At 42.1% G+C, this 24,767-nt stretch carries 23 protein-coding genes; 13 read left to right on the top strand and 10 right to left on the bottom strand.

The window, feature by feature from the left end:
- Positions 1-41 precede the first annotated feature (41 nt).
- The 3 genes from mtaB to WBJ10_RS10055 all read left to right on the top strand — a co-directional run bounded on the left by mtaB (position 42) and on the right by WBJ10_RS10055 (position 3,405).
- Positions 42-1,361, top strand: coding sequence for a tRNA (N(6)-L-threonylcarbamoyladenosine(37)-C(2))-methylthiotransferase MtaB (gene mtaB / locus WBJ10_RS10065; protein ID WP_424289876.1), 1,320 nt, complete (start codon positions 42-44; stop codon positions 1,359-1,361).
- Positions 1,362-1,434: 73 nt separating this feature from the next.
- On the top strand, positions 1,435-2,607 hold the full coding sequence (locus WBJ10_RS10060) for a prolipoprotein diacylglyceryl transferase (RefSeq protein WP_424289874.1): 1,173 nt from the start codon (positions 1,435-1,437) through the stop codon (positions 2,605-2,607).
- Positions 2,608-2,610: 3 nt separating this feature from the next.
- Complete coding sequence (locus tag WBJ10_RS10055; RefSeq protein WP_424289872.1) at positions 2,611-3,405, top strand: inositol monophosphatase family protein; 795 nt, start codon at positions 2,611-2,613, stop codon at positions 3,403-3,405.
- A 118-nt stretch (positions 3,406-3,523) separates the two neighbouring features.
- Here WBJ10_RS10055 and WBJ10_RS10050 read toward each other — a convergent pair whose 3' ends face one another.
- Both WBJ10_RS10050 and purB read right to left on the bottom strand, forming a co-directional pair.
- Positions 3,524-4,087: a NifU family protein gene (locus WBJ10_RS10050; protein WP_424289870.1), complete on the bottom strand. Its 564-nt coding sequence runs from the start codon at positions 4,085-4,087 to the stop codon at positions 3,524-3,526.
- A gap of 75 nt (positions 4,088-4,162) precedes the next feature.
- Complete coding sequence (gene purB, locus WBJ10_RS10045; RefSeq protein WP_424289868.1) at positions 4,163-5,509, bottom strand: adenylosuccinate lyase; 1,347 nt, start codon at positions 5,507-5,509, stop codon at positions 4,163-4,165.
- A 196-nt stretch (positions 5,510-5,705) separates the two neighbouring features.
- Between purB and WBJ10_RS10040 the strand changes: the two genes are divergently transcribed.
- Genes WBJ10_RS10040 through WBJ10_RS10025 form a run of 4 tightly spaced genes read left to right on the top strand, consistent with a single transcriptional unit; the run spans position 5,706 to position 12,312 of the window.
- Positions 5,706-6,323, top strand: a complete 618-nt coding sequence (locus tag WBJ10_RS10040; protein WP_424289866.1) for a TetR/AcrR family transcriptional regulator — start codon at positions 5,706-5,708, stop codon at positions 6,321-6,323.
- Entirely contained in the window at positions 6,310-7,668 is a 1,359-nt protein-coding gene (locus tag WBJ10_RS10035) for a TolC family protein (RefSeq protein WP_424289864.1), read from the top strand. The genes WBJ10_RS10040 and WBJ10_RS10035 overlap by 14 nt, the downstream gene beginning before the upstream one ends.
- A gap of 23 nt (positions 7,669-7,691) precedes the next feature.
- On the top strand, positions 7,692-8,879 hold the full coding sequence (locus WBJ10_RS10030; protein WP_424289862.1) for an efflux RND transporter periplasmic adaptor subunit: 1,188 nt from the start codon (positions 7,692-7,694) through the stop codon (positions 8,877-8,879).
- Between the two features lie 43 nt (positions 8,880-8,922).
- Complete coding sequence (locus WBJ10_RS10025) at positions 8,923-12,312, top strand: efflux RND transporter permease subunit (RefSeq protein WP_424289860.1); 3,390 nt, start codon at positions 8,923-8,925, stop codon at positions 12,310-12,312.
- A 108-nt stretch (positions 12,313-12,420) separates the two neighbouring features.
- Here WBJ10_RS10025 and WBJ10_RS10020 read toward each other — a convergent pair whose 3' ends face one another.
- The gene (locus WBJ10_RS10020; protein ID WP_424289858.1) at positions 12,421-12,618 is read right to left on the bottom strand and encodes a hypothetical protein; all 198 of its coding nucleotides are present in this window, start codon (positions 12,616-12,618) and stop codon (positions 12,421-12,423) included.
- Between the two features lie 138 nt (positions 12,619-12,756).
- Here WBJ10_RS10020 and WBJ10_RS10015 point away from each other — a divergent pair, with 138 nt between their 5' ends.
- Entirely contained in the window at positions 12,757-13,326 is a 570-nt protein-coding gene (locus WBJ10_RS10015) for an RNA polymerase sigma factor (RefSeq protein ID WP_424289856.1), read from the top strand.
- A 5-nt stretch (positions 13,327-13,331) separates the two neighbouring features.
- Positions 13,332-14,417 carry a S1C family serine protease gene (locus tag WBJ10_RS10010; RefSeq protein ID WP_424289854.1) on the top strand — a complete coding sequence of 362 codons (1,086 nt, stop codon included), beginning with the start codon at positions 13,332-13,334 and terminating at the stop codon, positions 14,415-14,417.
- 90 nt (positions 14,418-14,507) lie between these two features.
- Here the strand turns inward: WBJ10_RS10010 and WBJ10_RS10005 are convergent, their stop codons facing one another.
- From WBJ10_RS10005 to pdxH, 3 genes are read right to left on the bottom strand one after another with little or no spacing between them, the layout of a single operon-like run.
- Positions 14,508-15,689 (bottom strand): NADH-quinone oxidoreductase subunit D, encoded by a 1,182-nt coding sequence (locus WBJ10_RS10005; RefSeq protein ID WP_424289852.1) that lies wholly within the window; start codon positions 15,687-15,689, stop codon positions 14,508-14,510.
- A 36-nt stretch (positions 15,690-15,725) separates the two neighbouring features.
- A complete protein-coding gene (locus WBJ10_RS10000; RefSeq protein ID WP_424289850.1) occupies positions 15,726-16,223 on the bottom strand; it encodes an NADH-quinone oxidoreductase subunit C in 498 nt (165 codons plus the stop codon).
- 2 nt (positions 16,224-16,225) lie between these two features.
- A complete protein-coding gene (pdxH, locus tag WBJ10_RS09995; protein WP_424289848.1) occupies positions 16,226-16,879 on the bottom strand; it encodes a pyridoxamine 5'-phosphate oxidase in 654 nt (217 codons plus the stop codon).
- Positions 16,880-17,140: 261 nt separating this feature from the next.
- On the opposite strand from pdxH, the gene WBJ10_RS09990 reads away from it, so the two are divergent.
- The gene (locus tag WBJ10_RS09990) at positions 17,141-17,701 is read left to right on the top strand and encodes a YqgE/AlgH family protein (protein ID WP_424289846.1); all 561 of its coding nucleotides are present in this window, start codon (positions 17,141-17,143) and stop codon (positions 17,699-17,701) included.
- On the opposite strand, the gene purE is transcribed toward WBJ10_RS09990, so the two are convergent.
- The 4 genes from purE to WBJ10_RS09970 all read right to left on the bottom strand — a co-directional run bounded on the left by purE (position 17,670) and on the right by WBJ10_RS09970 (position 20,485).
- Positions 17,670-18,209, bottom strand: a complete 540-nt coding sequence (gene purE, locus WBJ10_RS09985) for a 5-(carboxyamino)imidazole ribonucleotide mutase (protein ID WP_424289844.1) — start codon at positions 18,207-18,209, stop codon at positions 17,670-17,672. The genes WBJ10_RS09990 and purE overlap by 32 nt on opposite strands.
- 32 nt (positions 18,210-18,241) lie before the next feature.
- The gene (locus WBJ10_RS09980) at positions 18,242-19,381 is read right to left on the bottom strand and encodes a 5-(carboxyamino)imidazole ribonucleotide synthase (RefSeq protein WP_424289842.1); all 1,140 of its coding nucleotides are present in this window, start codon (positions 19,379-19,381) and stop codon (positions 18,242-18,244) included.
- A 76-nt stretch (positions 19,382-19,457) separates the two neighbouring features.
- Positions 19,458-19,952, bottom strand: coding sequence for an NADH-quinone oxidoreductase subunit B (locus WBJ10_RS09975; protein WP_424289840.1), 495 nt, complete (start codon positions 19,950-19,952; stop codon positions 19,458-19,460).
- On the bottom strand, positions 19,949-20,485 hold the full coding sequence (locus tag WBJ10_RS09970) for an NADH-quinone oxidoreductase subunit A (protein WP_424289838.1): 537 nt from the start codon (positions 20,483-20,485) through the stop codon (positions 19,949-19,951). Before WBJ10_RS09970 ends, WBJ10_RS09975 begins: the two co-directional genes overlap by 4 nt.
- 215 nt (positions 20,486-20,700) lie before the next feature.
- Here WBJ10_RS09970 and WBJ10_RS09965 point away from each other — a divergent pair, with 215 nt between their 5' ends.
- The 3 genes from WBJ10_RS09965 to WBJ10_RS09955 are packed head-to-tail and all read left to right on the top strand — an operon-like array spanning position 20,701 to position 24,583.
- Positions 20,701-22,959 (top strand): Tex family protein, encoded by a 2,259-nt coding sequence (locus tag WBJ10_RS09965; protein ID WP_424289836.1) that lies wholly within the window; start codon positions 20,701-20,703, stop codon positions 22,957-22,959.
- Positions 22,956-24,161 (top strand): NAD(P)/FAD-dependent oxidoreductase, encoded by a 1,206-nt coding sequence (locus WBJ10_RS09960; protein WP_424289834.1) that lies wholly within the window; start codon positions 22,956-22,958, stop codon positions 24,159-24,161. Before WBJ10_RS09965 ends, WBJ10_RS09960 begins: the two co-directional genes overlap by 4 nt.
- Positions 24,162-24,184: 23 nt before the next feature.
- Positions 24,185-24,583, top strand: coding sequence for an META domain-containing protein (locus tag WBJ10_RS09955; protein ID WP_424289832.1), 399 nt, complete (start codon positions 24,185-24,187; stop codon positions 24,581-24,583).
- Positions 24,584-24,767: the final 184 nt, after the last annotated feature.

Below are 24,767 nucleotides of genomic sequence, written 5' to 3'. Positions count from 1 at the left end.
TCTCCATTCTCCATTAATTTTATTTTATCTTTGCACCTTCCATGAACAAGAAAGTCGCTTTTTATACCCTCGGGTGCAAATTAAACTTTTCCGAAACGTCGGCTATTGGACGCCAGTTCAAAGATGCCGGGTTCGAGAATGTTTCTTTTACTGATGAGGCTGATATCTATATAATAAACACGTGTTCAGTGACTGATCACGCTGATAAAAAGTGCCGCAAGGTTGTGCAGGAAGCATTGAAGCATTCACCAAAGGCCTATATTGCGGTAGTTGGTTGTTATGCACAGCTCAAGCCTGAAGAAATTTCTGGTATTCCCGGTGTCGACGTAGTGCTAGGTGCTGCTGAAAAATTCCGGATAATCGAGTACATCAGTGATCTGACTAAACAGCCAAAAACTAAAATTTACAACCAGCCGATTGAGGCAACTAAAGAATTTATTCCTTCTTTTTCTTTAGGCGATAGAACCCGAACTTTCCTGAAAGTCCAGGACGGCTGCGATTACATTTGTACATTTTGCACTATCCCCCTTGCACGCGGCAGCAGCCGAAGCGACACCATTTCTAATGTGATTCACCGTGCAGAAGAAGTTGCCGCTTCAGGGGTCAAAGAAATCGTTCTAACCGGTGTTAACCTTGGTGATTTTGGTATCCGTGATGGTGTTCGCGAAAATAGGTTTTTTGACTTAATCAAAGCCCTTGATTCTGTTCAGGGGATAGACCGCATAAGGATTTCTTCGATTGAGCCTAATTTGCTTTCTGATGAGATTATCACTTTTGTGGCTGGATCTGCGAAGTTTGTACCGCATTTCCACATTCCCCTGCAATCCGGGTCCAATAAGATCCTGGGCCTTATGCGACGCAGGTATCGCAGGGAGCTTTACGCAGAAAGGGTAGCCTTAATAAAGCAGCTTATTCCAGATTGCTGTATTGGTGTAGATGTTATCGTCGGTTTTCCTGGTGAAAGTAGAGAAGATTTTATCGATACCTATAATTTTCTTAATGAGCTTGATATATCCTATCTGCATGTTTTTAATTACTCGGAGAGAGACAACACTCCCGCAGCAGATATGAAAGGGAAAGTTCCCGGTTCCCAAAGATCAGACAGAAGCAAAATGCTGCATATACTTTCTGAGAAAAAGAGACGTGAGTTTTACCAGACACAGCTTGGGAAATCTGCTTCTGTGCTTTTCGAAGCCGATCATAAAGAAGGGTTCATGCACGGGTTTAGCCGTAATTACGTCAAAGTGAAAACCCCATACGATCCGCTGCTGGTTAACGAGCTTAGAGAAGTGAAATTTGAAAATATTGCCTTCGACGGGGATATGGAAATTTCCGAGCTTGCCGAAATAATGGTTCACTAAAACAGGCTTCATCAATAATTCCAGCTTAAATTAATCTTAAATTTTTATCTTTCGCAGCACGTATATTTGAACTATGTTTCCAACTATAACCCATTTAATAGAATATCTCACAGGAATCATTATTCCTCTTCCGATTCAAACTTTTGGTTTTTTTGTCGCCCTCGCATTTGCTGCAGGATATTGGGCCCTTTCACAGGAGTTTAAAAGAAAGGAGAAACTCGGACTTGTGCACCCTTTCACCAGAGAAATTACCATAGGGGAGCCAGCCTCGATAGCTGAATTGTTTTTCAATGGATTCTTCGGCTTTCTGATGGGATTTAAGTTACTTGAAGGCCTCCTCAATTATTCAGATTTTGTAGCAAATCCCCAAACATTTATACTTTCGGGCAGGGGAAATATCCTTGGCGGACTTTTGCTTGGCGGATTGTTCGTTTACTGGTCGTATGCAGAGAAGAAAAAAGAGGCGTTGCCGAAGCCTAAAAAAGTTAAAGAATTAGTACACCCTCACCAGATTATGGGAAGCCTTTTAATGTGGGCAGCAGTAGGCGGATTTTTGGGGGCAAAAATCTTCCATAACCTCGAGTATTGGGAGGATTTTATGAAAGATCCTATTGGCGGCCTTCTTTCATTCAGCGGTTTAACGTTTTACGGTGGCCTCCTGGTTGGAGGGGCTGCAGTACTTTATAAAGCTAAGCAATATGGCATCAAGTGGATCCATATGGTCGATATCGCCGGGCCGGGATTAATGCTTGCTTACGCTGTAGGGCGTATCGGCTGCCATTTATCAGGCGACGGCGACTGGGGGATCGTCAATCAAAGTGCAAAACCTTCCTGGTTAGGCTGGGCTCCTGATTGGGTATGGGCATTCAAGTACCCTCATAACGTGATTAACGAAGGGGTTCCGATCGCAGGATGTGTTGGGAATTTTTGTAACGAACTGCCGCTGCCGGTATATCCAACACCGTTCTATGAAGTCTTGATGGGACTAGCCATATTTGCCTTCCTTTGGTCAATGCGTCACAGGATAAGCGTTCCGGGTGTGATGGTTTCACTTTATCTCATCCTCAATGGAATTGAACGCTTCCTGATAGAATCTATTCGGGTGAATTCTGAATATCATGTTTTTGGTTTAAGCTTTACCCAAGCTGAGCTTATCTCGACAATTCTTGTGCTTACAGGTATAGCCGGGCTTATTTGGTCAGTACAACGGGCAAAAAAGGATTCTCAAGCTATACCAGCTGCTTAGGCCATGGTGCTTCCTATCATAACCCAGAAATTAATCCAGCTTACTAAAGGGGTAGGTGAATTTATTCGCGGCGAAGCGCAAATTTTTGACCGTGAGCATATTGAGTATAAGGGTTTACACGACATGGTCTCTTATGTTGATAAAACTGCAGAAAGAGAACTTGTTAACGGGCTATCACAAATCCTCCCAGACGCCGGGTTCATTACAGAAGAACAAACGAAAGTTGAGCTTGGGGATGAATATAATTGGATAGTTGATCCGCTTGACGGCACAACGAATTTCATACATGGAGTTCCTGTTTTCTCGATAAGTATTGCACTCCAATACAAGGGCGAGCTGGTGCTTGGTGTGGTGTATGAAATTAACCGGGATGAATGCTTTTCGGCATGGAAAAACGGGGGCGCCTATCTGAACGGAAAGCGCATCTCTGTTTCAAATGCGCCAAAAATTGAAAATACCTTACTTGCAACAGGATTTCCATTTTATGAATTCTCCAAAATGGAGAAATATATCAATGTTCTCCGGATTTTGATGCAGAAATGCCACGGACTGCGCCGGATTGGTTCCGCAGCAGTAGACCTTGCTTACGTAGCATGCGGAAGATTTGACGGTTATTTCGAATACAATCTAAATTCCTATGATATGGCTGCCGGTATGATTCTGGTGACAGAGGCAGGCGGACAAACCTTCGACTTTAAAGGCGGGAATGGCTGCTTCGAACGTCGTGAAATCATCGCTACCAATGGACGAATCTCATCAGAATTACTCGAAGTTGTGAAAAAGGAGTTTGCAGACTGATACTGTCTTGCATAATAGAACATGCCTTTACCATCTAATTTGTTAAAGCATTCCGGGGCGAGACTAAGCGATGCGCATCGTAAAGAGATATGTCTTTGATCTTTGTTCTTGCTCTCCCTTACAACGCTTCCGAAACCACTTCCGTAACCTCAGGTACCATTCTTTTCAACAAGTTTTCAATCCCTGATTTAAGTGTGATAGTGGATGAAGGGCAACCGCTGCATGAACCGCGCAGTTCGACAGTTACAATGCCTTCGTTGAATGACTTATAACTAATTGCACCACCATCCTGTTCAACTGCAGGACGTACATAGTCATGTAAGATCTGCTGGATTTTGATTTCCGTTTCCGTTCCTTCGAAGTTCGCAGCCGTTTCCTCTTTTTCCTGTATATTTAATTCAGACTCCACCGCCCCTTTTACAAACTCTTTAAGTATCGGCTCGATATCCTCCCATTCTGCACTTTCCGATTTAGTTATTGTGACAAAATTGCTCGCGAAAAACACTCCGGTAACGAAATTGAACTTAAACAGCTCACGCGCGAAATGAGATTTTTCAGCGCTTTCTTTTGTCGGAAAGTCGACACTGTTATTGGTAAGCAATTTGTTAACTAAAAATTTTCGGGTAGCCGGATTAGGGGTACTTTCTGTATATACGTTGGTTGTGGATGCTGCTGTGCTCATATCATTAGATTATATGCAAAATTACGATTTTTTAAATTTACGCATCATTACTCACGAGTTATGACATGTGTATGACTACAAAACACCCGTATAGTTGAAGGGACTAATAGCTTTCAATTCCATTTTAACTTCATCAGAAACATCCAGGTTATCTACAAAATGACTTATCGTGAGCTGATTCACGCTGCTGTTCGTTCTGGTTAGTTCTTTCAGTGCTTCATATGGGTTGGCATAACCTTCCCGGCGCAGTACAGTTTGTATTGCCTCAGCCACTACAGCCCAATTAGATTCAAGATCTGCGCTGATTGCCTCTCTATTAATGAGTAATTTTTTCAGGCCCCTAAGCGTTGATTTTATTGAGATTAAGGTGTGGGCCATTGGTACACCAATATTTCTAAGCACAGTTGAGTCGGTTAAGTCGCGCTGCAGGCGTGAAATTGGCAGCTTTGACGCCAGATGCTCAAACAATGCATTAGCCAGGCCAAGATTACCCTCAGAGTTCTCAAAATCTATAGGGTTTACTTTATGAGGCATTGCAGATGATCCAACTTCTCCAGCTTTGATTTGCTGTTTAAAGTAATTCATTGAAATATATGACCAGATATCCCGGTTCAAATCGATAAGGATATTGTTTATACGCTTAAGCGCATCGCAGTGCGCTGCAAAATTGTCGTAATGTTCAATCTGCGTAGTGAATTGTGAACGGTTCAGGTTCAAGCCTTTATCAACAAACCGGTTAGCAAATGCAACCCAATCTATTTGAGGATAAGCAATATAGTGGGCATTAAAATTACCGGTTGCGCCGCCAAATTTAGCCGAGAATGGGATTGATTTTAGCTGGGCCAATTGTACTTCAAGTCGTTCAATAAATACCTGTAATTCCTTTCCAAGACGGGTGGGCGATGCAGGCTGGCCGTGCGTATGCGCCAGCATGGGGATATCAGACCATTCTGAAATCCGCTTTTTCAGCTCTTCAGCAAGCTCGTTTATTGCTGGCAAATAAGAATTTTCAACAGCAAGTTTAAAAGAATGGGGTATAGCTGTATTATTTATGTCCTGGGAGGTAAGCCCAAAGTGAATAAACTCCTTATGATCGTCTAAACCCAATTTTGAAAATTCATCTTTTATAAAATATTCAACAGCCTTGACATCGTGGTTGGTAATTTTTTCGATCTCTTTTACTGCTTCCGCATGTGAATTATTAAAATTGAGATATATGGACCTCAGATCGGGAAATTTCCCCTGGTCAAAATCTGCAAGTTGTGGTAGAGGCAGTTCACACAATGAAATAAAGTATTCGATTTCTACATAGACCCTGAATTTTATAAGGGCTGCTTCTGAGAAATACTGAGCGAGTTCTGATGTGGCTTTGTGGTAACGCCCATCGATGGGAGAGATGGCTGATAATGGCGACAAGTTCATTAATATTATTTTTTTGTAAAGATAAGGTTTTAGAATTTAGTGTTTATCCTGGTGGGCAGCCACAGAAACACTTTAAACTCTTATTCCCGTCTTTCATTTGAATATCATTTAAGACTGAATTAAAAAAATTATCTATGGAAACTTTTGAATTGAAAAAAGTTTCCATAGTTTTGCATGGCATTAAAACGACAACATATTGGAAGTTAAAGAATACATAATCTCTGAATCAGATAATCTTTTTTGTCAACATGGGTTCAAGAGTGTGACGATGGATGATCTTGCCAAACATCTTGGCATGTCGAAAAAGACAATCTACACACATTTCAGTGATAAGAATGAGATTGTGAATGTGGTGATTGAAAACAAGCTTAACACCCAGAAATGTATTATAAATGACGGTGCCGAAAATGCAGAGAATGCCGTCCATGAAGTTTTCTTTGCTGTAACAAACATGAAGGAAGTTCTCTCTAAAATGAATCCTAATTTGTTCTACGATCTTCAAAAGTACCATCCACAGGCCTGGTTATACTTTAAAAATTTTCGCCAGAAGGATGTATACGAAACAATATTCAATAACCTTTTAAGAGGTATTAAAGAAGGGTATTACAGAAGCGATATTAAGTGCGATATCCTGACTCAAATGAGGCTTGAACAAATGGACCTTATCTTTTCGAATAGCTCGGAATATACAGGAGGGAAATATGGGATTGCTCAGGTAATGGCTGAGCTTACTGAGCATTTCCTATACGGCATATGTACGCTTAAAGGCCATAAATTAATTAACAAATACAAAGAAATAATTGAAGAAGAATAATACTACCATGAAATATAAATACCTGTCATTAATGATATGCATTTGCATTGGGTTGAGTGCAAATGCCCAGCCTGCTGATACCGTGGCTGCGTTCAGCCTCAAGCAGGCAATTGATTATGCACAAAATCATCAGGTTTCTATTCTTAATGCCAGGATTGATGAGGACATTGCCCGGAATACAGTTAAGCAAACAATAGGTATCGGACTGCCCCAGGTAAGCGGAAACGCAAATTTTCAGGACTTTATAAAGCTACCTACAAGCTTGCTTCCCGGAGAATTTTTCGGACAGCCAGGTACTCAGGTTCCAGTTCAGTTTGGTGTTAAATACCAGTCGTCAGTAGGTCTGGAACTGAACCAGTTGTTATTTGACGGATCCTATCTTGTAGGCTTGCAGGCAGCCAAAACTTATAAAGAACTGTCGAACAAGAACCTCACACGGACACGAATTGAGACAGCTGTAGCTGTCACTAAAGCATATTATTCGGTGTTGGTCAGTAATGAGCAGCTGAGCCTTGTTGATGCTAATCTAGCGAGGCTCAGGAAGACGCTAAGCGATACTGAAGCGATGTTTAAAAATGGTTTTGTAGAGAAAATCGATGTGGATAGGTTAACAGTTCTTCAAAACAACCTCGATACCGAACGGGAGAATGTAATCCGTTTACTTGCGCTTAATGTTAATCTCCTGAAGTTTCAAATGGGGATGACCATCAATAGTAGTTTGGTTCTTACTGATTCGATTACCAGCCTGCAAGCAGATCAAACCGTTTTAGAACGCGATAGCAGCGCATATCGCAACAGAATCGAATACTCTTTACTGGAAACCCAGAAAAAGGTAAACGAGTTTGATCTAAAGCGCTATAAAAGCCAGTTTCTTCCATCATTATCAGCGTTTGGAAGTACTTCTCAGAGTTTCCAGTCTAACAATTTCTCTGAATTGTTTAGCTCCAACTTTCCTAGTACCATTATTGGTTTGCGTTTATCTGTACCCATAATATCCGGGGGAATTAAACTCAATCAGGTACGAAATGCAAAGCTGGTAATACTAAAAACACAAAATGATCTTGTGAACCTTAGAAACGGCATTAATCTCGAAGTAGATCAAGCTCAGACCACCTATTCAAACAGCCTCAAATCCCTGGATAATCAGAAGAGGAATATGGAGCTGGCACAGGAAGTTTTAAGAGTTTCCAAAATTAAGTACGAGCAGGGAGTTGGTTCGAGTATTGAAGTTACAACCGCTGAAACTTCTCTCAAAGAATCTCAAAACAACTATATCAATGCCCTTTACGATTTAATGATCAACAGGGTAAATGTTGATAAAGCATCAGGCAGGATAATATATTAAGTGAACAAGCAAAAACATCTGAAATGATCAGCTTCAATATAAAACAGCAACAAGATAATACTGCAAATGTGTTTTCCGCCAGGGAAAACTCAATTTCTAAAATCAAGGATACATCTATGAAAAATCTATTATTTCTCTTTATTACTCTATTCCTTGCTTCATGTGGAGGAAAAACCACTGACAAAAAAGTGGAGCTGGAAACTCTAAAAAAAGAAAGGGTTGTGATTGATTCGAAAATTGCTGCGCTGGAAAACGAATTGGGATCAGCCAATGCTGCTGCTGATGAAAAAATGGTGAGCATTTTTGAAGTACAAGAGAGTACCTTCCGGAACTTCCTTGAAGTTCAGGGACGAATTGATGCTGAAGACAATGTTCAGGTTAGTCCGGAAGCACAGGGTGTAGTAACGGCTGTTTATGCATCAATTGGACAGAATGTTGGACGCGGACAGGTGCTTGCGCAGATCGACGACAAAGTGCTTAGGCAAAACATTTCAGAGCTTCAAACACAGCTCAACCTGGCAAATACTTTATTCCAGCGTCAAAAGAACCTTTGGGATCAGAAAATTGGTACTGAAGTCCAGTTTATCAACGCCCGCACTCAGAAGGAAGCAGCAGAGCGACGTATTGCTACGCTTAGATCCCAGGCAGCAATGTATAAAATCAAAGCCCCTATTTCAGGAACGATTGATGCTATGGATTTAAAAGTAGGTTCGGTTGCTTCTCCGGGAATGTCTTCGATAAGAATCATTAATGCCAGCAAATTAAAAGCTAAAGCCCAGGTTGCAGAATCTTACGCTGGAAGAGTCAGCCAGGGAGATAATGTACAGGTTATTTTGCCCGATCTTCCGGATACCATAAACACCAAAATATCTTTTGCATCTAAAGCAATTGACCCGGTATCAAGAAGTTTTAACGTCGAAATAAAACTTCCTTCCAATGGGCGATACCGCCCTAATATGGTGAGTATTTTGAAGATCGTGGATTATACAAATGATAAAGCACTGGTAGTTCCGATAAGTGCAATCCAAAAGGCGGAAAATGGAGATTATCTGTTTATCTCTGAAAATGGAAAAGCAAAACGTGTTAACGTTCAGACAGGAAAAACCTCAGAAGGTCGTGCGGAAATTCTTACCGGCCTTAAAGCAGGCGATAAGGTGATCATTGCAGGCATTGATGGCCTCAGCGAAGGCGATATTGTTAAATCTAATTGATCTACCATTCTTCAAACTTTAAAGGATAAAATTAAAAAACATAATGGAAGACAAATACAAGGAATTTAAACCATCCAGTTGGGCCATTGAAAACAGAACTGCGATATATGTTCTGACGGTTATCATAAGCATAATTGGATACTCATCATATCTGGGCCTACCGAAAGAAAATTTTCCAGAGGTAATTATTCCAAAGATTTTTATACAAACCGTGTACCCTGGGACTTCTCCGGCAAATATGGAGAACCTGGTGACCAAGCAGCTTGAAAAACAGTTAAAGTCCACATCTGGATTGAAGAAGATTACTTCAAATTCATATCAGGATTTCTCAATAATTACAGCTGAGTTTAATACTAATGTAGATATTAAAGACGCGAAACAGCGGGTTAAAGATGCAGTAGATAAAGCCCGGCAGGATCTCCCTACAGATTTACCGAGTGACCCTAATGTCATGGATATCAATCTTTCAGATCTTCCGATCATGTACCTGAACATCTCAGGTGATTATGATCTGAAAAGTTTGAAGAAATATGCAGAAGTCATTCAGGATGAAGTGGAGAGTTTAAAGGAGATCTCGGGTGTTGATATCGTTGGAGCCCTCGATCAGGAGATTCAGATCAATGCGGACCTGAATAAAATGGCGGCCGCGCAAATTTCCTTTGGAGATATTGAACGTGCTGTAGGATATGAAAATTTAACAATTTCCGGAGGTACCATTAAAATGGATGGTATACGCCGGACACTGAATGTTAAGAAGGAGTTCGAAAGTGCAGAGGAAATATCAAACCTTATTATTAAAACCCCCACAGGTGCTTCAGTTTACCTTAGGGATATCGCTGAAGTCAAAGATTCCTTTAAAGAGCAGGAGAGTTATGCACGCCTTTTTGGTAAAAACGTAATCACACTTAATGTAAAAAAGAGGAGTGGTGAAAACCTTATTGATGCATCCGATAAGATCAATGCACTGGTTAAAGAACTTCAGGCTACAACCTTGCCTAAAAACCTGAACGTAACCATTACCGGAGACCAATCCAATAAAACACGTGTTACCCTCCATGACCTGATCAACACCATTATTATAGGTTTCATACTGGTAACTCTTATTCTGATGTTCTTCATGGGCGTCACCAATGCCATATTCGTGGCCTTGTCGGTGCCCTTGTCTATGTTCATCGCATTTATGGCTATGCCCGCCCTTGGCGGTCTGTTTGGTTTTAGTTTCACGATGAATATGATGGTGCTTTTCTCATTCCTTCTCGGACTGGGAATCGTAGTGGATGATGCAATTGTGGTTATAGAAAATACTCACCGTTTGTTTGAAAATGGTAAGGTGCCCATAAAGAAAGCAGCCAAAGCCGCTGCCGCAGAGGTTTTTCTCCCTGTGCTATCCGGTACGTTAACAACACTGGCGCCTTTCGTACCATTACTGTTCTGGCCCGGGGTAATCGGAGAGTTCATGTTTTTCCTTCCGATGACGCTGATCATCACCTTACTCGCCTCACTGATTGTCGCCTATATCATCAACCCCGTTTTTGCAGTGGATTTCATGAAACCCGAAAACCACAGCCCGCTTAAGCCAACATTCGACAAAGAGGTTAAGAAAACCTTGTTGATCCTTGGCGGTATTGCATTAATCTCGTATCTGATAGCTTTTGGTCTTGGAAACTTTGTCGTATTCCTCGCTCTCCTGTACCTTTTGCATCATTTTTTCCTGGCAAAAATGATCCAGAAATTCCAGACGGTTACATGGCCTGGTATACAAAACAAATATGTGTCCATTCTTGACTGGGCATTAAACTGGCCACGGGCAATACTCTGGAGTACTGTAGGGCTGTTCTTTTTTACGATCGGCCTGATGATGGTGGTGCCTCCCAAAGTGGTGTTCTTTCCAACCAGTGATCCTAACTTTGTGTTTGTGTATATCCATTTGCCTGTAGGTACAGACCAGGCTTTCACTAATGAGGTTGTGAAGAAAGTCGAAAATGATGTGACTAAGGTTGTAGGAAGAAATAATCCGGATGTATCATCAATTATATCAAATGTTACTATCGGCGTAACGGACCCTCAAAGCGAAGATCAGGGGCAATATCCAAATATGGGTAAGGTAACTGTCGCTTTTGTAGAGTTTGGCAAAAGGACAGGCGAGAGCACTTCTGCTTATCTTGATAAAATCCGTTCGGCGGTAAAAGGTATTCCCGGTGCCGAGATAACAGTTGCGCAGGAGCAGGGAGGCCCGCCTACAGCGAAACCCATTAGTATTGAAATTACCGGTAATAACCTCGATTCTTTAGTTAAAACCTCAGAACACCTGAAGCAATACCTGGTTTCCAAACAAATTGCTGGAGTTGAGGAATTGAAATCCGACTTCCAAAACAATAAGCCCGAGATTATTTTCGATATCGACCGGGAAAGAGCCAATAGAGAAGGAATTTCTTCCGGGCAAATTGGAATGGACCTCCGTACGGCGATTTTTGGAAAAGAAGTTTCGAAATTCAGGGACGCAGATGAAGACTATGAAATTAATCTTAGGGCTGCCGAGACCCAGCGTAATAATCTGGATGCCTTAAGGAATATGAAAATGACGTACCGCGATATGGGAATGGGTGGGATCATTCGTCAGGTTCCATTGTCTTCTTTCGCTACCATCGATTATGTTAATACCTATGGTGGGATAAAACGCAAGCAGGAAAAAAGGATCATAATTCTGTCTTCAAACGTGCTTGGTGATTACAACCCGAATGAAGTGGTAGCAAATATCCAAAGTGAAATTGACCAGTACAGTCCGCCAGCGGGGATCGAAGTAAAGATGGCTGGTGAACAGGAAGAACAGCAGGAGACAATGAATTTCCTTGGAACTGCATTGATGATCTCCATGGGACTGATTCTGATTATCCTGGTGGCACAGTTTAATTCGATATCAAAACCATTAATTATCCTGAGCGAAATCGGTTTAAGTATAATCGGAGTGTTATTAGGTGTAACAATTTTCCGGATGGATATGTCTATAGTTATGTCAGGTGTTGGTATCGTTGCCCTGGCTGGTATCGTGGTTCGTAATGGTATACTCCTGGTAGAGTTTACCGAATTAATGATTGAACAGGGGATGGAAGTGCGTGAAGCCATATTAGAAGCAGGCCGGACACGAATGACGCCTGTGTTGTTAACAGCAACCGCAACTATGCTCGGGCTTATTCCTTTGGCTGTGGGTTTGAACATGGACTTTACAACCCTGTTCAGCGAATTCGATCCTCACCTTTATTTTGGTGGAGACAACGTAGCATTCTGGGGGCCTTTATCATGGACCATGATATTCGGCTTAAGTTTCGCAACATTCCTTACCCTTGTTTTGGTACCGTGTATGCTGCTGCTGGCAGATTCAAATAAGAAAAAAATCAGGGGCTTGTTTAAGAAGGCAAGTCCGGAAGGCGTTTAGTTTAAGTTTAGTTTAGTTGATGAAAGCGGGTGCCGGAAGGGGCCCGTTTTTTTTGCCCAAAAAAAAACCCTCTCAAATTGAGAAGGCTTTTCTTGTAATTTTGGTTAATTAGTTTTCAACTGAATCAACAGCAGCTGCAGCAGCTGAATCAACTGTATCGATTTGTGCTTCTAGAGAATCAGTAGTCATTTCTGCTGTAGAATCGATTGTGTCTGACATTGCTTCTTCAGTTTTGTTTGAGTTACAAGCAGCAACCGATAAAGAGATAGCTAGAGCTAAGAAACCGAATTTGAATAGATTTTTCATTGTTTAGTGGTTAAAAGTTATTTAAATAATTTACACTTAATACCCTTTAATCAAAAAGGTAACCCCTCAAATTGAAAAATATATAAAAAAATATTTTTGCTATCATTGGGTTACAATTCCGCATAAAAAGTATTAATAGTGAGAAAAGAGATAAAAAGGTCAGTTCCAGCCGATAGTGAGGTAATACTTGGAATACTTAATGACTCGAAAGATACATTAAACCTCCTTTACAAATCTTATTTCCCCATGGTACTGCAATTAGTACTTAACAATAATGGGAATGAAGATGATGCCAAGGATGTTTTCCAGGAGTCTGTTATCGTTCTTTATAATAAGGTTAAATTGGGAAATTTTGAGCTTAACAGTAAGCTTAAAACTTTTCTTTATTCTGTTTGTCGAAGATTATGGCTGAAGCGGTTAAATGCTCAAAGCCGCACCGTGAGAAATATTGAAGACTATTCTGATTTTATCCCAATAGAGGATGATATGGAAAGGCACGAGGAGAAAGACAAACAATTTGTTATGATGGAACACGCTTTAACCCAATTAGGGGAACCGTGCAAATCAATTATTGAAGATTACTACTTACAAAATAGATCTATGCAGGAGATCTCCGAGAAATTTGGCTATACCAATGCGGATAATGCAAAAACTCAAAAATATAAATGCCTGCAGCGATTGAAGAAGCTATTTTTCAATCATAATTAAAGACAATGAACAAGGAGACTGAAATAACTAATCTGATCGATGCTTACCTTCGTGGTGAACTTTCATCTGAAGAGCTTGCGGATTTTCAAAATAGGAGAAGCTCCGACCCGACATTTGATCTCAGTGTTGTGGAGCACGAAAATTTCGTAAGCCAAATGACAGATTATGGTTCGCGGATTCGTCTGACTTCTGAAATGAACGCTATTCATGAAGAAATCGATATTGAAGCCTTAAAACGCGAAGTACGTCCTGAACTACCGATTGTTCACAAAATGTGGAACAAGTATCGTGTAAGTACTGCAATTGCTGCCACGGTAGCTTTGATTGCTGTATTTGGTACTTTGTTCTCAACAGGATACTTTGATGAAAAAATCTCTAATAGTTTTTTGAGAAGGAAATTGACCAGTATTGAGCGTTCCCAAAATGCGATAAATAAAAAACTTACTGACAAGCCCGTTATAGGGCCACTTAATCCCGGACAGTTCGGAGGTACCGGATTTGCTATCACGTCAAATGGTTATGTGGTAACAAATTACCACGTCGTTAAAGGCGCTGATTCTATTTATGTTCAGAATTCAGCAGGGGAATCTTATAAAGCAAAGCAAATTTATATTGATCCTACTTACGATCTGGCAGTCCTGCAAATTATTGATCCTGCTTTTAAAGATCTTGCTGCATTACCCTATACATTTAAAAAGTCATCTTCTAATGTGGCAGAAGGTGTTTACACAGTAGGTTTCCCTAAAGACGATTTGGTTTACAACGAAGGTTATGTAAGTTCCAGTAATGGTTACGAGGGCGATACAGTAGCTTACCAGGTTTCAATTCCTGTAAATCCAGGTAATAGTGGTGGGCCGCTGCTTGATAATAAAGGAAATGTGGTTGGAGTTATCAACCGTAAACAGACTTTAGTCGACGGAGTTGCCTTTGCAGTAAAATCCAGTTATCTGCTTAAATCCATTGAAGCTATCCCTCAGGATTCTCTTGAAGATAAGTTGGTGCTGAATAAGCGTAACATGTTGTCGGGATTGAAGCCATCCGAGCAGTATAATAAGCTGAAGCCCTATATCTTTATGGTAAAAGTATATTAGAATAAAATACCTATGCAATAGAATCCTGGCCCACATCGCCGGGATTTTTTGTTTAACAGGTTAGTTTTCTTTTACTTGCTCCTAATTCATTTAGCGGTCCACTTCCCCCAGCACGATATCTATAGATCCGAGTATGGCCACCAAATCAGCGATAAGTACCCCGCGAGCGATCTCCGGAAGGACGGATAAATTATTAAAACTTGGCGCCCGGGCTTTAACGCGCCTGGGAATCTCCGTTTTACCATCGGTAATAAAGTAATATCCCAGCTCACCCTTTGGATTTTCTGCTCTGACGTAGAAATCCTGTTCTTTAGGGATGATCTTTTTGGGGAGTTTTGCACGTGGATCAAATTCCGGGTTACGCTTTAGCTCTTTTTGCAGCCTTTCAAGACACTGTTCTATGATACGCACTGATTGTACAATCTCATCGACGCGGACCTTGTACCGGTCCCAGCAATCGCCAGCTTTGCCCATTTCTCCTTTGCCAACCGGGATATCGAATTCCAGCTCAGGATAAACTGAATACTCGTCAACACGGCGCAAATCCCATTTCAATCCGGATCCCCTTAACATCGGCCCGGAACAGCCATAATTAATAGCTACATTCAGAGGAAGTATGCCCACACCAGCGGTCCGGTTTATGAAGATTTGGTTATCCGTAAGGAGCTCATCGAGTTCTTTAAGTTTAGGCTTGAAATAATCAATGAATTCTTTACAGCGCTCTTCAAAGCCGACAGGCAGGTCATAGAACAATCCTCCAATCCAGATATAATTATAGAGCATTCTGGAGCCGGAGGCCCATTCAAGCATATTCATAATGTGTTCCCGATCGCGGAAGCACCATAAGAATGGAGTAAAGGCGCCTATGTCAATACCATAAGTACCAATTGCGATCAAATGCGAACCGATCCGGTTTAATTCGCAAACCAGTACCCGGATATATTCTATCCGTTTAGGAATATCTTTGTCGATTCCCAACATCCTTTCCACGCCCATAACATAGGCGTGGTCGTTGTTCATCGAAGCCAGATAATCCATCCGGTCAACGAAGGGTATAATTTGCTGATAACTAAGACTTTCGCAGTGCTTTTCAAAGCATCGATGGAGGTAACCCATATGGGGTATCACCTCCTTAACAATCTCGCCATCGGTTATTAATTCCAGCCGCAGGACGCCGTGGGTAGATGGGTGCTGAGGGCCCATATTGATAATCATCTCTTCAGGCTCAAGATGTTCAGTCAACTGTGTATATCTGGTCTTTTCTGCGGGCATCACTAATATATACTCTGGAATTTCAATCGAAAGGTTTTAATTTATTTTGATCCCATTGTATTCCTCTGCTGTGACATAATCTTTTCGTAACGGGTATCCTTCCCAATCGTCCGGCAGCAAGATGCGCCTAAGATCGGGATTGCCTTCGAAGAGTATGCCAATTAAATCAAAGGCTTCACGCTCATGCCATTCGGCAGTTCTCCAAACGGAAGAAACACTTTTAAAGGTTGGCAATATTTCGCTATTGCGATCATTCTCCTTAATAACTTTTAAGGTAAGCTGCGATTTGTAGGGGATAGAAGCAAGATGGTAAACGACGCTGAATTTATTCTCTTCCACTCCGTAATCGACCCCTGAAAGACATGAAAGGAAATCGAAGTAGGTTAACTCATTATCTCGCAGTTCAAGGCATACCTCTGCAATCTGGTCAGGATTGATGAATAAAGCGGGCTGAAGTCCAGTACTTACCTCACTAATGATCACATCCCTGCCAAATCGTTTAATTAACAGATTTTTGATTTCGCTAAATTCCATCTTTAAGGGGCAAGCCTAACGATTTTCCAGCTCTGCTTGTCGGCCTTTTTATAAACAATCCTGTCATGTAGCCTGCTTGGGCGTCCTTGCCAGAACTCGACTACCTGCGGTTTTACAACATATCCTCCCCAGTAAGCTGGTTTTGGGATATCCCTCGTCTCATACCGGGCTTCAGCTTCATGCCAGTCTTTCTCAATTCCACCGCGCCCTTCAATAACCTGGCTTTGCGGAGAAACTACCGCCCCGATCTGGCTGCTCTTAGGCCGTGTTTTGAAGTATTTTTCTGATTCTTCTTTTGTTAATTTCTCCACGGTGCCTTCAATACGAACTTGTCTTGCCAGCTCTGGCCAGAAAAATACGAGGGCCACAACAGGGTTTTTCGCCATTTCCTTACCTTTTGCACTTAAGTAATTGCTGTAGAAAATAAAACCTCTTTCTTCATAGCCCTTCATCAGCACTATTCGCGCAGATGGCTTTCTGTCGATACTGGTTGTAGCAAGTGTCATAGCATTGGGTTCCATGATACCCGCATCCATGGCTTCTTTAAACCACCTTCCAAACTGTTTTATGGGATCTTTGGTAACATCTTTTTCCGACAAGCTTTCGGAGCTATATTCCTTACGGAGGTTTTCAATAACTTCTTTTTCTACTGACATATTATTTTTTTAAGCACAATGTGTTCAGGAATAATATTCCATATGCAAACTTAATAAATGCTCTTTGCAATCTACTATGCTGGATGTTTTTACGTATATATTTATTAAAAGTATCAAGTATCAAGTATCAGGTATTAAGACACGGTGCCGGCAGGTTTAGCGATTATATCCGGATCAATATACCTAACACCCCTGATCTTGCTACTTGCTACTTGATACTTCTCGCCCCAAACTAATTACGAAAACCCTTGTTATCCAACTATGCTTAGTCCTGTTAAACCCCAAAAAGGAAACCTGATTGTTTCTGAGCCATTCATGCTGGATCCGAATTTTAAACGCTCTGTTGTGCTTTTAACTGAGTTAGAAGAACAGGGTGCGCTTGGCTTTATACTAAACCAAAAAAGCGATTTTATTGTCAGCGATCTGATATCCGACTCAGCCTGTAATTTTCCGGTTTTCATTGGTGGCCCGGTTGCAAACGACACGCTGCATTTTATTCATTCATGTTATGATAAACTTAACAGTGGCATCGAAATAATGGATGGCATATACTGGGGAGGGAACTTCGAAGCCCTCCAGGTTTTGATAGCCAACAATCAGCTTGATAAATCTGAAATAAAGTTTTTTATCGGATATTCCGGATGGGGTGAGGAGCAGCTCGAAGGAGAACTGGAACAGAACTCCTGGCTAGTTTCAAACAGCTTTAATTCTGAGGTTATTTTTGTTGAAGATGAAGAAAACCTCTGGAGAGAAGTTGTTATTGGATTGGGACCTAAGTACGCCCATATCGCTAACTTTCCTGAGAACCCGCAGTGGAATTAGATTCTTCCATCTCCTTGGCAGTCGCTTCAACACTTCTTTTCAGTTCCTCTTTAAAGTCGATCAGCTTTTGCGATAAGGCAGTATTAGAAGTTGCTAGTATTTGTGCAGCGAGAATGCCTGCGTTCTTTGCAGCATTTAATGCAACGGTGGCAACAGGTACCCCATTTGGCATCTGAAGGATAGATAGGACGGAATCCCAGCCGTCGATGGAGTTCGAAGATTTAACAGGTACTCCAATAACGGGTAAGTGCGTAATTGAAGCAACCATTCCCGGAAGGTGAGCAGCACCGCCAGCCCCGGCAATAATCACTTTCAAGCCACGCGCAGAAGCCGACTTCGCATAATCAAACATCCGCTGAGGTGTCCGGTGCGCAGAAACAATCGTGATCTCAAAATTTACCTCAAGCTCTTTCAAAACGTCAGCTGCCTCCTGCATAATTCCAAGGTCTGACTTACTTCCCATTATTATTCCTACAAGAGGAGAGCTTGTTGTATTTGAGGTATTCATATTATTGATTTGCAATTTGTTAATAAGGTTTATTAAACTTTAACTTTAATGGTTTCTTTAACGATTTTTGCCTTTTCTATAGCCTTTTCGCGATCATCATCAAGGATCGTTACGTGTCCCATTTTCCGGAAAGGCTTGGTTATTTTCTTCCCGTAAAGGTGTACATACACACCGTCGATCTTTAAGATTTCATTCAAACCTTCATACTCGGCCAGGCCTTCAAATCCTTTTTCACCAAGCAGGTTAATCATTACAGCATTGCTTATCGAACGTGTATCACCTAATGGCAAATTAAAAATTGCCCTGAGATGCTGTTCATATTGCGAAGTGTAATTTCCTTCAATACTTTGATGGCCGCTATTATGCGGGCGAGGCGCAATTTCATTGACAAGTATTTCGCCATCTTTGGTCAGGAACATCTCCACGGCAAGGATGCCCACAATCTTAAGATCCTCAGCAATTTTTATGGCCAGTCTGTCGGCAGTTTGAAGAATATCAAAAGAAAGTGTGGAAGGTGAGATTAGAAATTCGACCAGGTTGACTTCCGGATTGAAATCCATCTCGACACATGGGAAGGTTTTGACTTCGCCGTTTTCGTTACGCGCGACTATCACCGCAAGTTCCATTTCGAAATCAACCCAGTCTTCAATAATGCTAACTGCATCAAAGGCCTTGGCCAGGTCATCTTTGGTTCTTATCGCCTGCACCCCCCGGCCGTCATAGCCATCTTTCCTTAACTTCTGAATAAATGGCATAGGGAAGTCCCCGGTCACCAGCTCTGCTTTATCCTGGATAAGCCTGAAGGGTGAACTTGGAATATCGTTCTCTTTGAAAAATTGCTTCTGTATCCCTTTATCCTGTATCAGGCGAATAACCCGGGATTGAGGATAAACTATTACGCCCTCATTTTCAAGCTGCTCCAGGGCATCCACATTCACTTTTTCAATTTCAATGGTCAGGAGGTCTACTTCCTTGCCGAAATCATAAACGGTTTGGTAATCGGTTAATGAGCCTTTGACAAATTTACTGCACAGGTTTTTGCACGGCGCATCCCCGTCAGGATCAAGCACGTGAGTAGTTATATTGTAGTTAATTGATTCCTGTATCAGCATCCGGCCAAGCTGTCCACCACCCAGTATACCAAGTTTCAAATCACCGTAAAACGACTTCATCTATATATTTTTAATACTTTTTTTATCTTCTCTAATCCCAACTCATATTCCACCCGCCCAGCTCATACCTCATACCTCAGACTTCCGACTTCGACCTCAACAAACTCTCCTGTTCTATCTTTTTCTGCAATTCAAGTATACCGCCAATGAGTGATTCTGGCCTGGGGGGACAACCCTGCACATAAATATCGACTGGAATTATCCTGTCCACGCCCTTTACCACATGATACCCGTGCTGCCAGTACGGCCCCCCGCAGTTTGAACAAGATCCCATCGAGATCACGTATTTAGGTTCTGGCATTTGTTCGTACAGCCGTTTAATCCGTTCAGCCATTTTAAAAGTAACGGTTCCGGCAATGATGATCACATCCGACTGTCGAGGGGAGGGTCTCGGGAAAACGCCGAAACGGTCCAGGTCGTATGTTGAAGCCATAGAGCCCATCATTTCAATAGCACAACAGGCAATACCGAAGCTCATAGGCCACAAAGATGAAAGGCGAGCCCAGTTTAATAGGTCATCCATCTTTGTAATCACTATCCCGCCATTTTCTGTTTTAGGTTCTAAACTCACGATGAAGGTTTTTTAAATTGGGGTCTGAATGCAGGCTTAACTCCAACTGGTTTAGTTTCTGTTGTTTCGCTGACTGGTTGCACCGGGCTGTTTACACTAAATTCTTTTACCAGGTATTTAGTTTCATTTATTTTAGAATACATGGCCAAGGGCACTTTTGCCGGCCCGACAGGTAAAATACTTTCAGGCCGGATCCAGTTGAGATCGCCTTTTTTCCAAACGTACAATAAGCCAATCAGAAGTATGCCGATGAAAATAAACATTTCGGCCAGGCTCAGCCAGCCCCAGCGGCTATCCGCGGCAAGAAGCGTTTCCTGGCTGAATATGGTTGCCCAGGGGAATATAAATACCATTTCCACATCAAATAACAGGAAAATAAGAGCCACAACATAAAAGCGGGAGTTGAACTGAATCCATGAGCTTCCGGTAGGTTCCTCACCGCATTCATAAGAACTCAGCTTTATTGGATTAGGTTTTCGAAGCGCAACCAGCGAGCCAAGGAAAAATGTAAACAGCACGAATAAGATGCCCATTATAAGGTATATAAATACCTTGCCGAACTCGGTAAGCTGCGAGGGTTCAATCATTAGCCCAAAAATAGGAATAATTAGAGAATTTGAGAATTAGCAAATTTGATTGGCTCGTTTTTCATTTGCTCATTTTCTCATTTGCTAATTCTCTAATTTCCTAATTTCCTAATTTCCTCATTTTCTAATTTGCTATTTTCGCATCTCAATCAGGAATAGCAATGAGTCAGGATAAATATAAAAAGATAGCCTCCGAGCTGTCGGTGCAGCAGAAGCAGGTAGAGGTAACCGTAAAATTATTGGACGAGGGGGGTACGGTTCCATTTATCTCACGTTATCGTAAGGAAATGACCGGGAGCCTGGATGAAGTTCAGGTTGCCGCTATACGCGACAGGATGCAGCAGTTGATAGATCTGGATAAACGAAGGGAGGCTATATTAAAGTCTATGACCGATCTGAATGTACTTAGCCCGGAACTGAAGAAGCAGATAAATGAAGCTGAGACGATGATGGTTCTGGAAGATATATATCTGCCCTATAAACCAAAACGTAAAACTAAGGCCTCAGTGGCCCGTGAACGAGGCTTACAACCGCTTGCCGACAAAATACTTGAACAAACCAATGTAGATGTTAAATCCGAAGCATCGAAGTTTATAGACGAAGAAAAAGGAGTAAATTCTACCGTTGAAGCAATTGCAGGTGCGAGAGATATACTTGCAGAGTATTTTGCGGAAAATGCTGAGCTGCGTGCCAAAATGAGGGAATTGTTTCTGAACAAGGGGAGTTTCCACTCAAAGCTAATAAAGGGAAAAGAAGAAGCCGGGCAGAAATATAAAGACTATTTCGACTGGACTGAACCGGTAAAGACAGCTCCTTCGCACCGTGTATTGGCACTTCGCAGGGCTGAAAAGGAGATAATTCTTACACTGGATATTGAAGTGCCGGAGGATGAAGCATTAAACATCCTCCAAAATATGTTCGTTAAGGGAAACAATGCATCGTCAGCGGAAGTCAGAACCGCTGTTACTGATTCTTACAAACGGCTTATTAAACCTTCGATGGAAACGGAGGTGAGGCTACTGACTAAGAAAGCGGCTGATACGGAAGCAATCCGTGTCTTTGCCGATAACGCAAGGCAGCTATTACTGGCAGCGCCTGTCGGGCAAAAGCGGATTATGGCTATCGATCCTGGTTTCCGGACGGGCTGTAAGGTCGTTTGTCTGGATGAACAGGGACAGCTCATAGAAAATACCAATATTTACCCTCACAATGGGAACGAAGGCTCGAAAGAGGCGGCTAAAACGGTTAAATTTCTTGCTGAGAAGTACAAAATCGAAGGTATTGCTATAGGAAATGGTACAGCCGGAAGGGAGACCGAAAGCTTTGTTCGATCTATTGAATTACCTGGTGTGATTATCGTAATGGTAAATGAGAGTGGTGCCTCAATATACTCGGCGTCCGACGTTGCCCGGGAAGAATTTCCCGATAAGGATATCACTGTGAGGGGTGCGGTGTCTATTGGACGGCGCCTCATGGATCCCCTTGCGGAATTGGTAAAGATTGACCCTAAGTCCATAGGGGTGGGGCAATATCAGCATGATGTCGACCAATCGCATCTTCAGACTTCTCTGGATGATACTGTCATTAGCTGCGTGAACTCCATCGGAGTGGAGCTGAATACGGCGTCGAAGCAAATTCTGTCCTATATATCAGGCCTTGGGCCGCAGCTGGCGCAGAATATCGTTGAATACAGAAACAAGAATGGCGCGTTTAAAAGAAGATCTGAGTTGAAGCTGATTCCAAGGCTTGGCGACAAAGCATTCGAACAAGCTGCGGGATTTTTAAGGATAAGGAATTCTGAGCATCCGCTGGACGGAAGTGCAGTTCACCCTGAAAGGTACTCTCTTGTAGAAAAAATGGCCAAAGACCTCGGTTGCACGCTCGGAGACCTGATAAAAGAAGATAAGTTCAGGAAACAGATCAAGCTGCAAAATTATGTAAGTGAGTCAGTAGGCCTGCCTACTTTAAATGATATACTTAATGAATTGGCCAAACCGGGATTGGACCCGCGGGAACAGTTTGAAGCATTTAGTTTCTCAGAAGGCATTAATGCGATAACAGATCTCCATGTGGGAATGACCTTGCCGGGAATTATTACAAATATCACAGCCTTTGGTGCATTCGTGGACATAGGTGTGCATCAAGACGGGCTGGTACATGTCAGCCAGTTAGCGAATAAATTTGTGAAGGATCCGAACGAAGTGGTCAAAGTTAGTCAGAAGGTTCAGGTTAAAGTAACCGAAGTGGACGTGGCGCGGAAACGAATTGCCTTGACGATGAAAACGGAGGAGCCGGCGCCTGCTAAACAAAATCACAGGAAACCGGAGAGGAATGAAAAACGGCCGGCTCCGAAACAAAAAGCAGAACCGGAGACGGATATTGCTTTGAAATTGGCGGCGTTGAAGAATAAATTCTCGTGAAGCATAACGAACAATTTGATGCTATAATAATAGGCGGTGGCGCTTGCGGTCTGATGTGTGCGGTACAAGCCGGTTTCCTCGGAAAGAAGGTTCTCATTCTTGAGAAAAATGATAAAGTAGGAGCCAAGATCCTGATTTCGGGTGGCGGGAGATGTAATTATGCTAACCTATATGCCACAGAAGCCAACTTTATTTCTCAAAACCCGCATTTCTGCAAGTCTGCTTTCTCGCAGTTTACGGTAAGCGATACCATAAATTTTTTTGAGACTTATGGGATAAACGGCCAGGAGAAAACACTCGGGCAGTTGTTCCCTGAAAGTAATAACGCGAAAGATATTGTGCGGATTTTTGAGAATCTGTGCGCAGAAATGGGGCAGGAGATACTTTGCGGCGCCGAAGTGGAAGCCGTGTCTGCCCTTCCATCCGGAGGATTTGAAATATCTTACGAGAAAGGGTCGAAAGAGAAAACTATATCCGCGAAGAAAGTTGTGATTACATCAGGCGGGCCGCCTATCCCGAAGATGGGCGCTACGGACTTCGGTTTACGGGTAGCAAGGCAGTTTGGACTTAAAATATGCCAGACAGCACCCGCTCTGGTACCTCTGACCATTACAGGGAAAGATTCAGAATGGTTTGCCCAGCTTTCTGGAAATTCTATTTATTGCCGGGTGTCAAACGATCGTATGAGCTTTGATGAGAATATTCTTTTCACTCACTGGGGGCTCAGCGGACCTGCAATTCTCCAAATTTCCTCATATTGGCGGCCTGGTGAAATCATCAATATAGACCTTATGCCAGATAAGAGCATTAAGGATGTAATCGATGAATCCAGGCGACTAAACGGTCGAAAGAGTCTTGGGGGGTTGCTGTCTGAGATCTATACAAGGAAGTTTTCGGAGGGCCTTTCCAAGTTCCTTCCTGTTGAGAAAAACCTGGCATCGCTTACTAAACAGGATATGGCTGATATGGAGAAATTGATTCATTTCTTTGAAGTCAAACCAGCCGGCGATAAAGGCTATGATAAGGCAGAGGTAATGAGAGGTGGTGTTGATACCAGCGAATTGTCCTCAAAAACCCTGGAAGCAAAAAAAATACCTGGCTTATATTTCGGAGGTGAATGTGTTGACGTAACAGGCTGGCTGGGAGGTTATAATTTTCAATGGGCCTGGTCGAGCGGCTACATTATGGCTCAACATTTGTAGAGCGTAGAGCAAACCAGAACATTATGAAACTATATATACTAATTTGTCTTTTTGCTCTGACTTCTTGCAGTGCTATGCAGCCGTCGGCCGATCTGCCTAAATTAGGTGAATCAACCTGGAAATTAATAGCCATTGAACAAAGGCCTGTAAGTTATGGCGACCGGGCCTTTGTTAAATTTGATGAGAAGGAAAATAAGATTAGCGGCAAAGCAGCCTGTAATTCTTTCACTTCAGAATATGAAATGGCTGGTCAAAAAATTGTGTTTTCCGACATCAGTTCAACTAAAATGTATTGCGAAGGTATCATGGCTGATGAAAATCAAATCATGACACAGTTGCGAAATACAAACAGATACGAAGTAAAATCAGATATGCTCTATTTTTATGCGGAGCAAAAATTGGTGCTGACGTTTAAAAGGTAGGAGTAGAATAAGGAACAAGGAGCAAAGAACAAGGATTTGGGCTACTAACCAGCTGGTTGTATTCTAAATCCTATGAATCCTATTCATCCTATCATCCTATGAATCCTATTCCAGACCAATTCTCTTAATCCTATTCATCCTATCATCCTATGAATCCTATTCCTAATCACATTCAGGGTGCGTA

Source organism: Daejeonella sp., from assembly GCF_049655485.1.
Lineage (GTDB): Bacteria > Bacteroidota > Bacteroidia > Sphingobacteriales > Sphingobacteriaceae > Daejeonella.
This window is presented reverse-complemented; position numbering and strand designations above follow the sequence as displayed.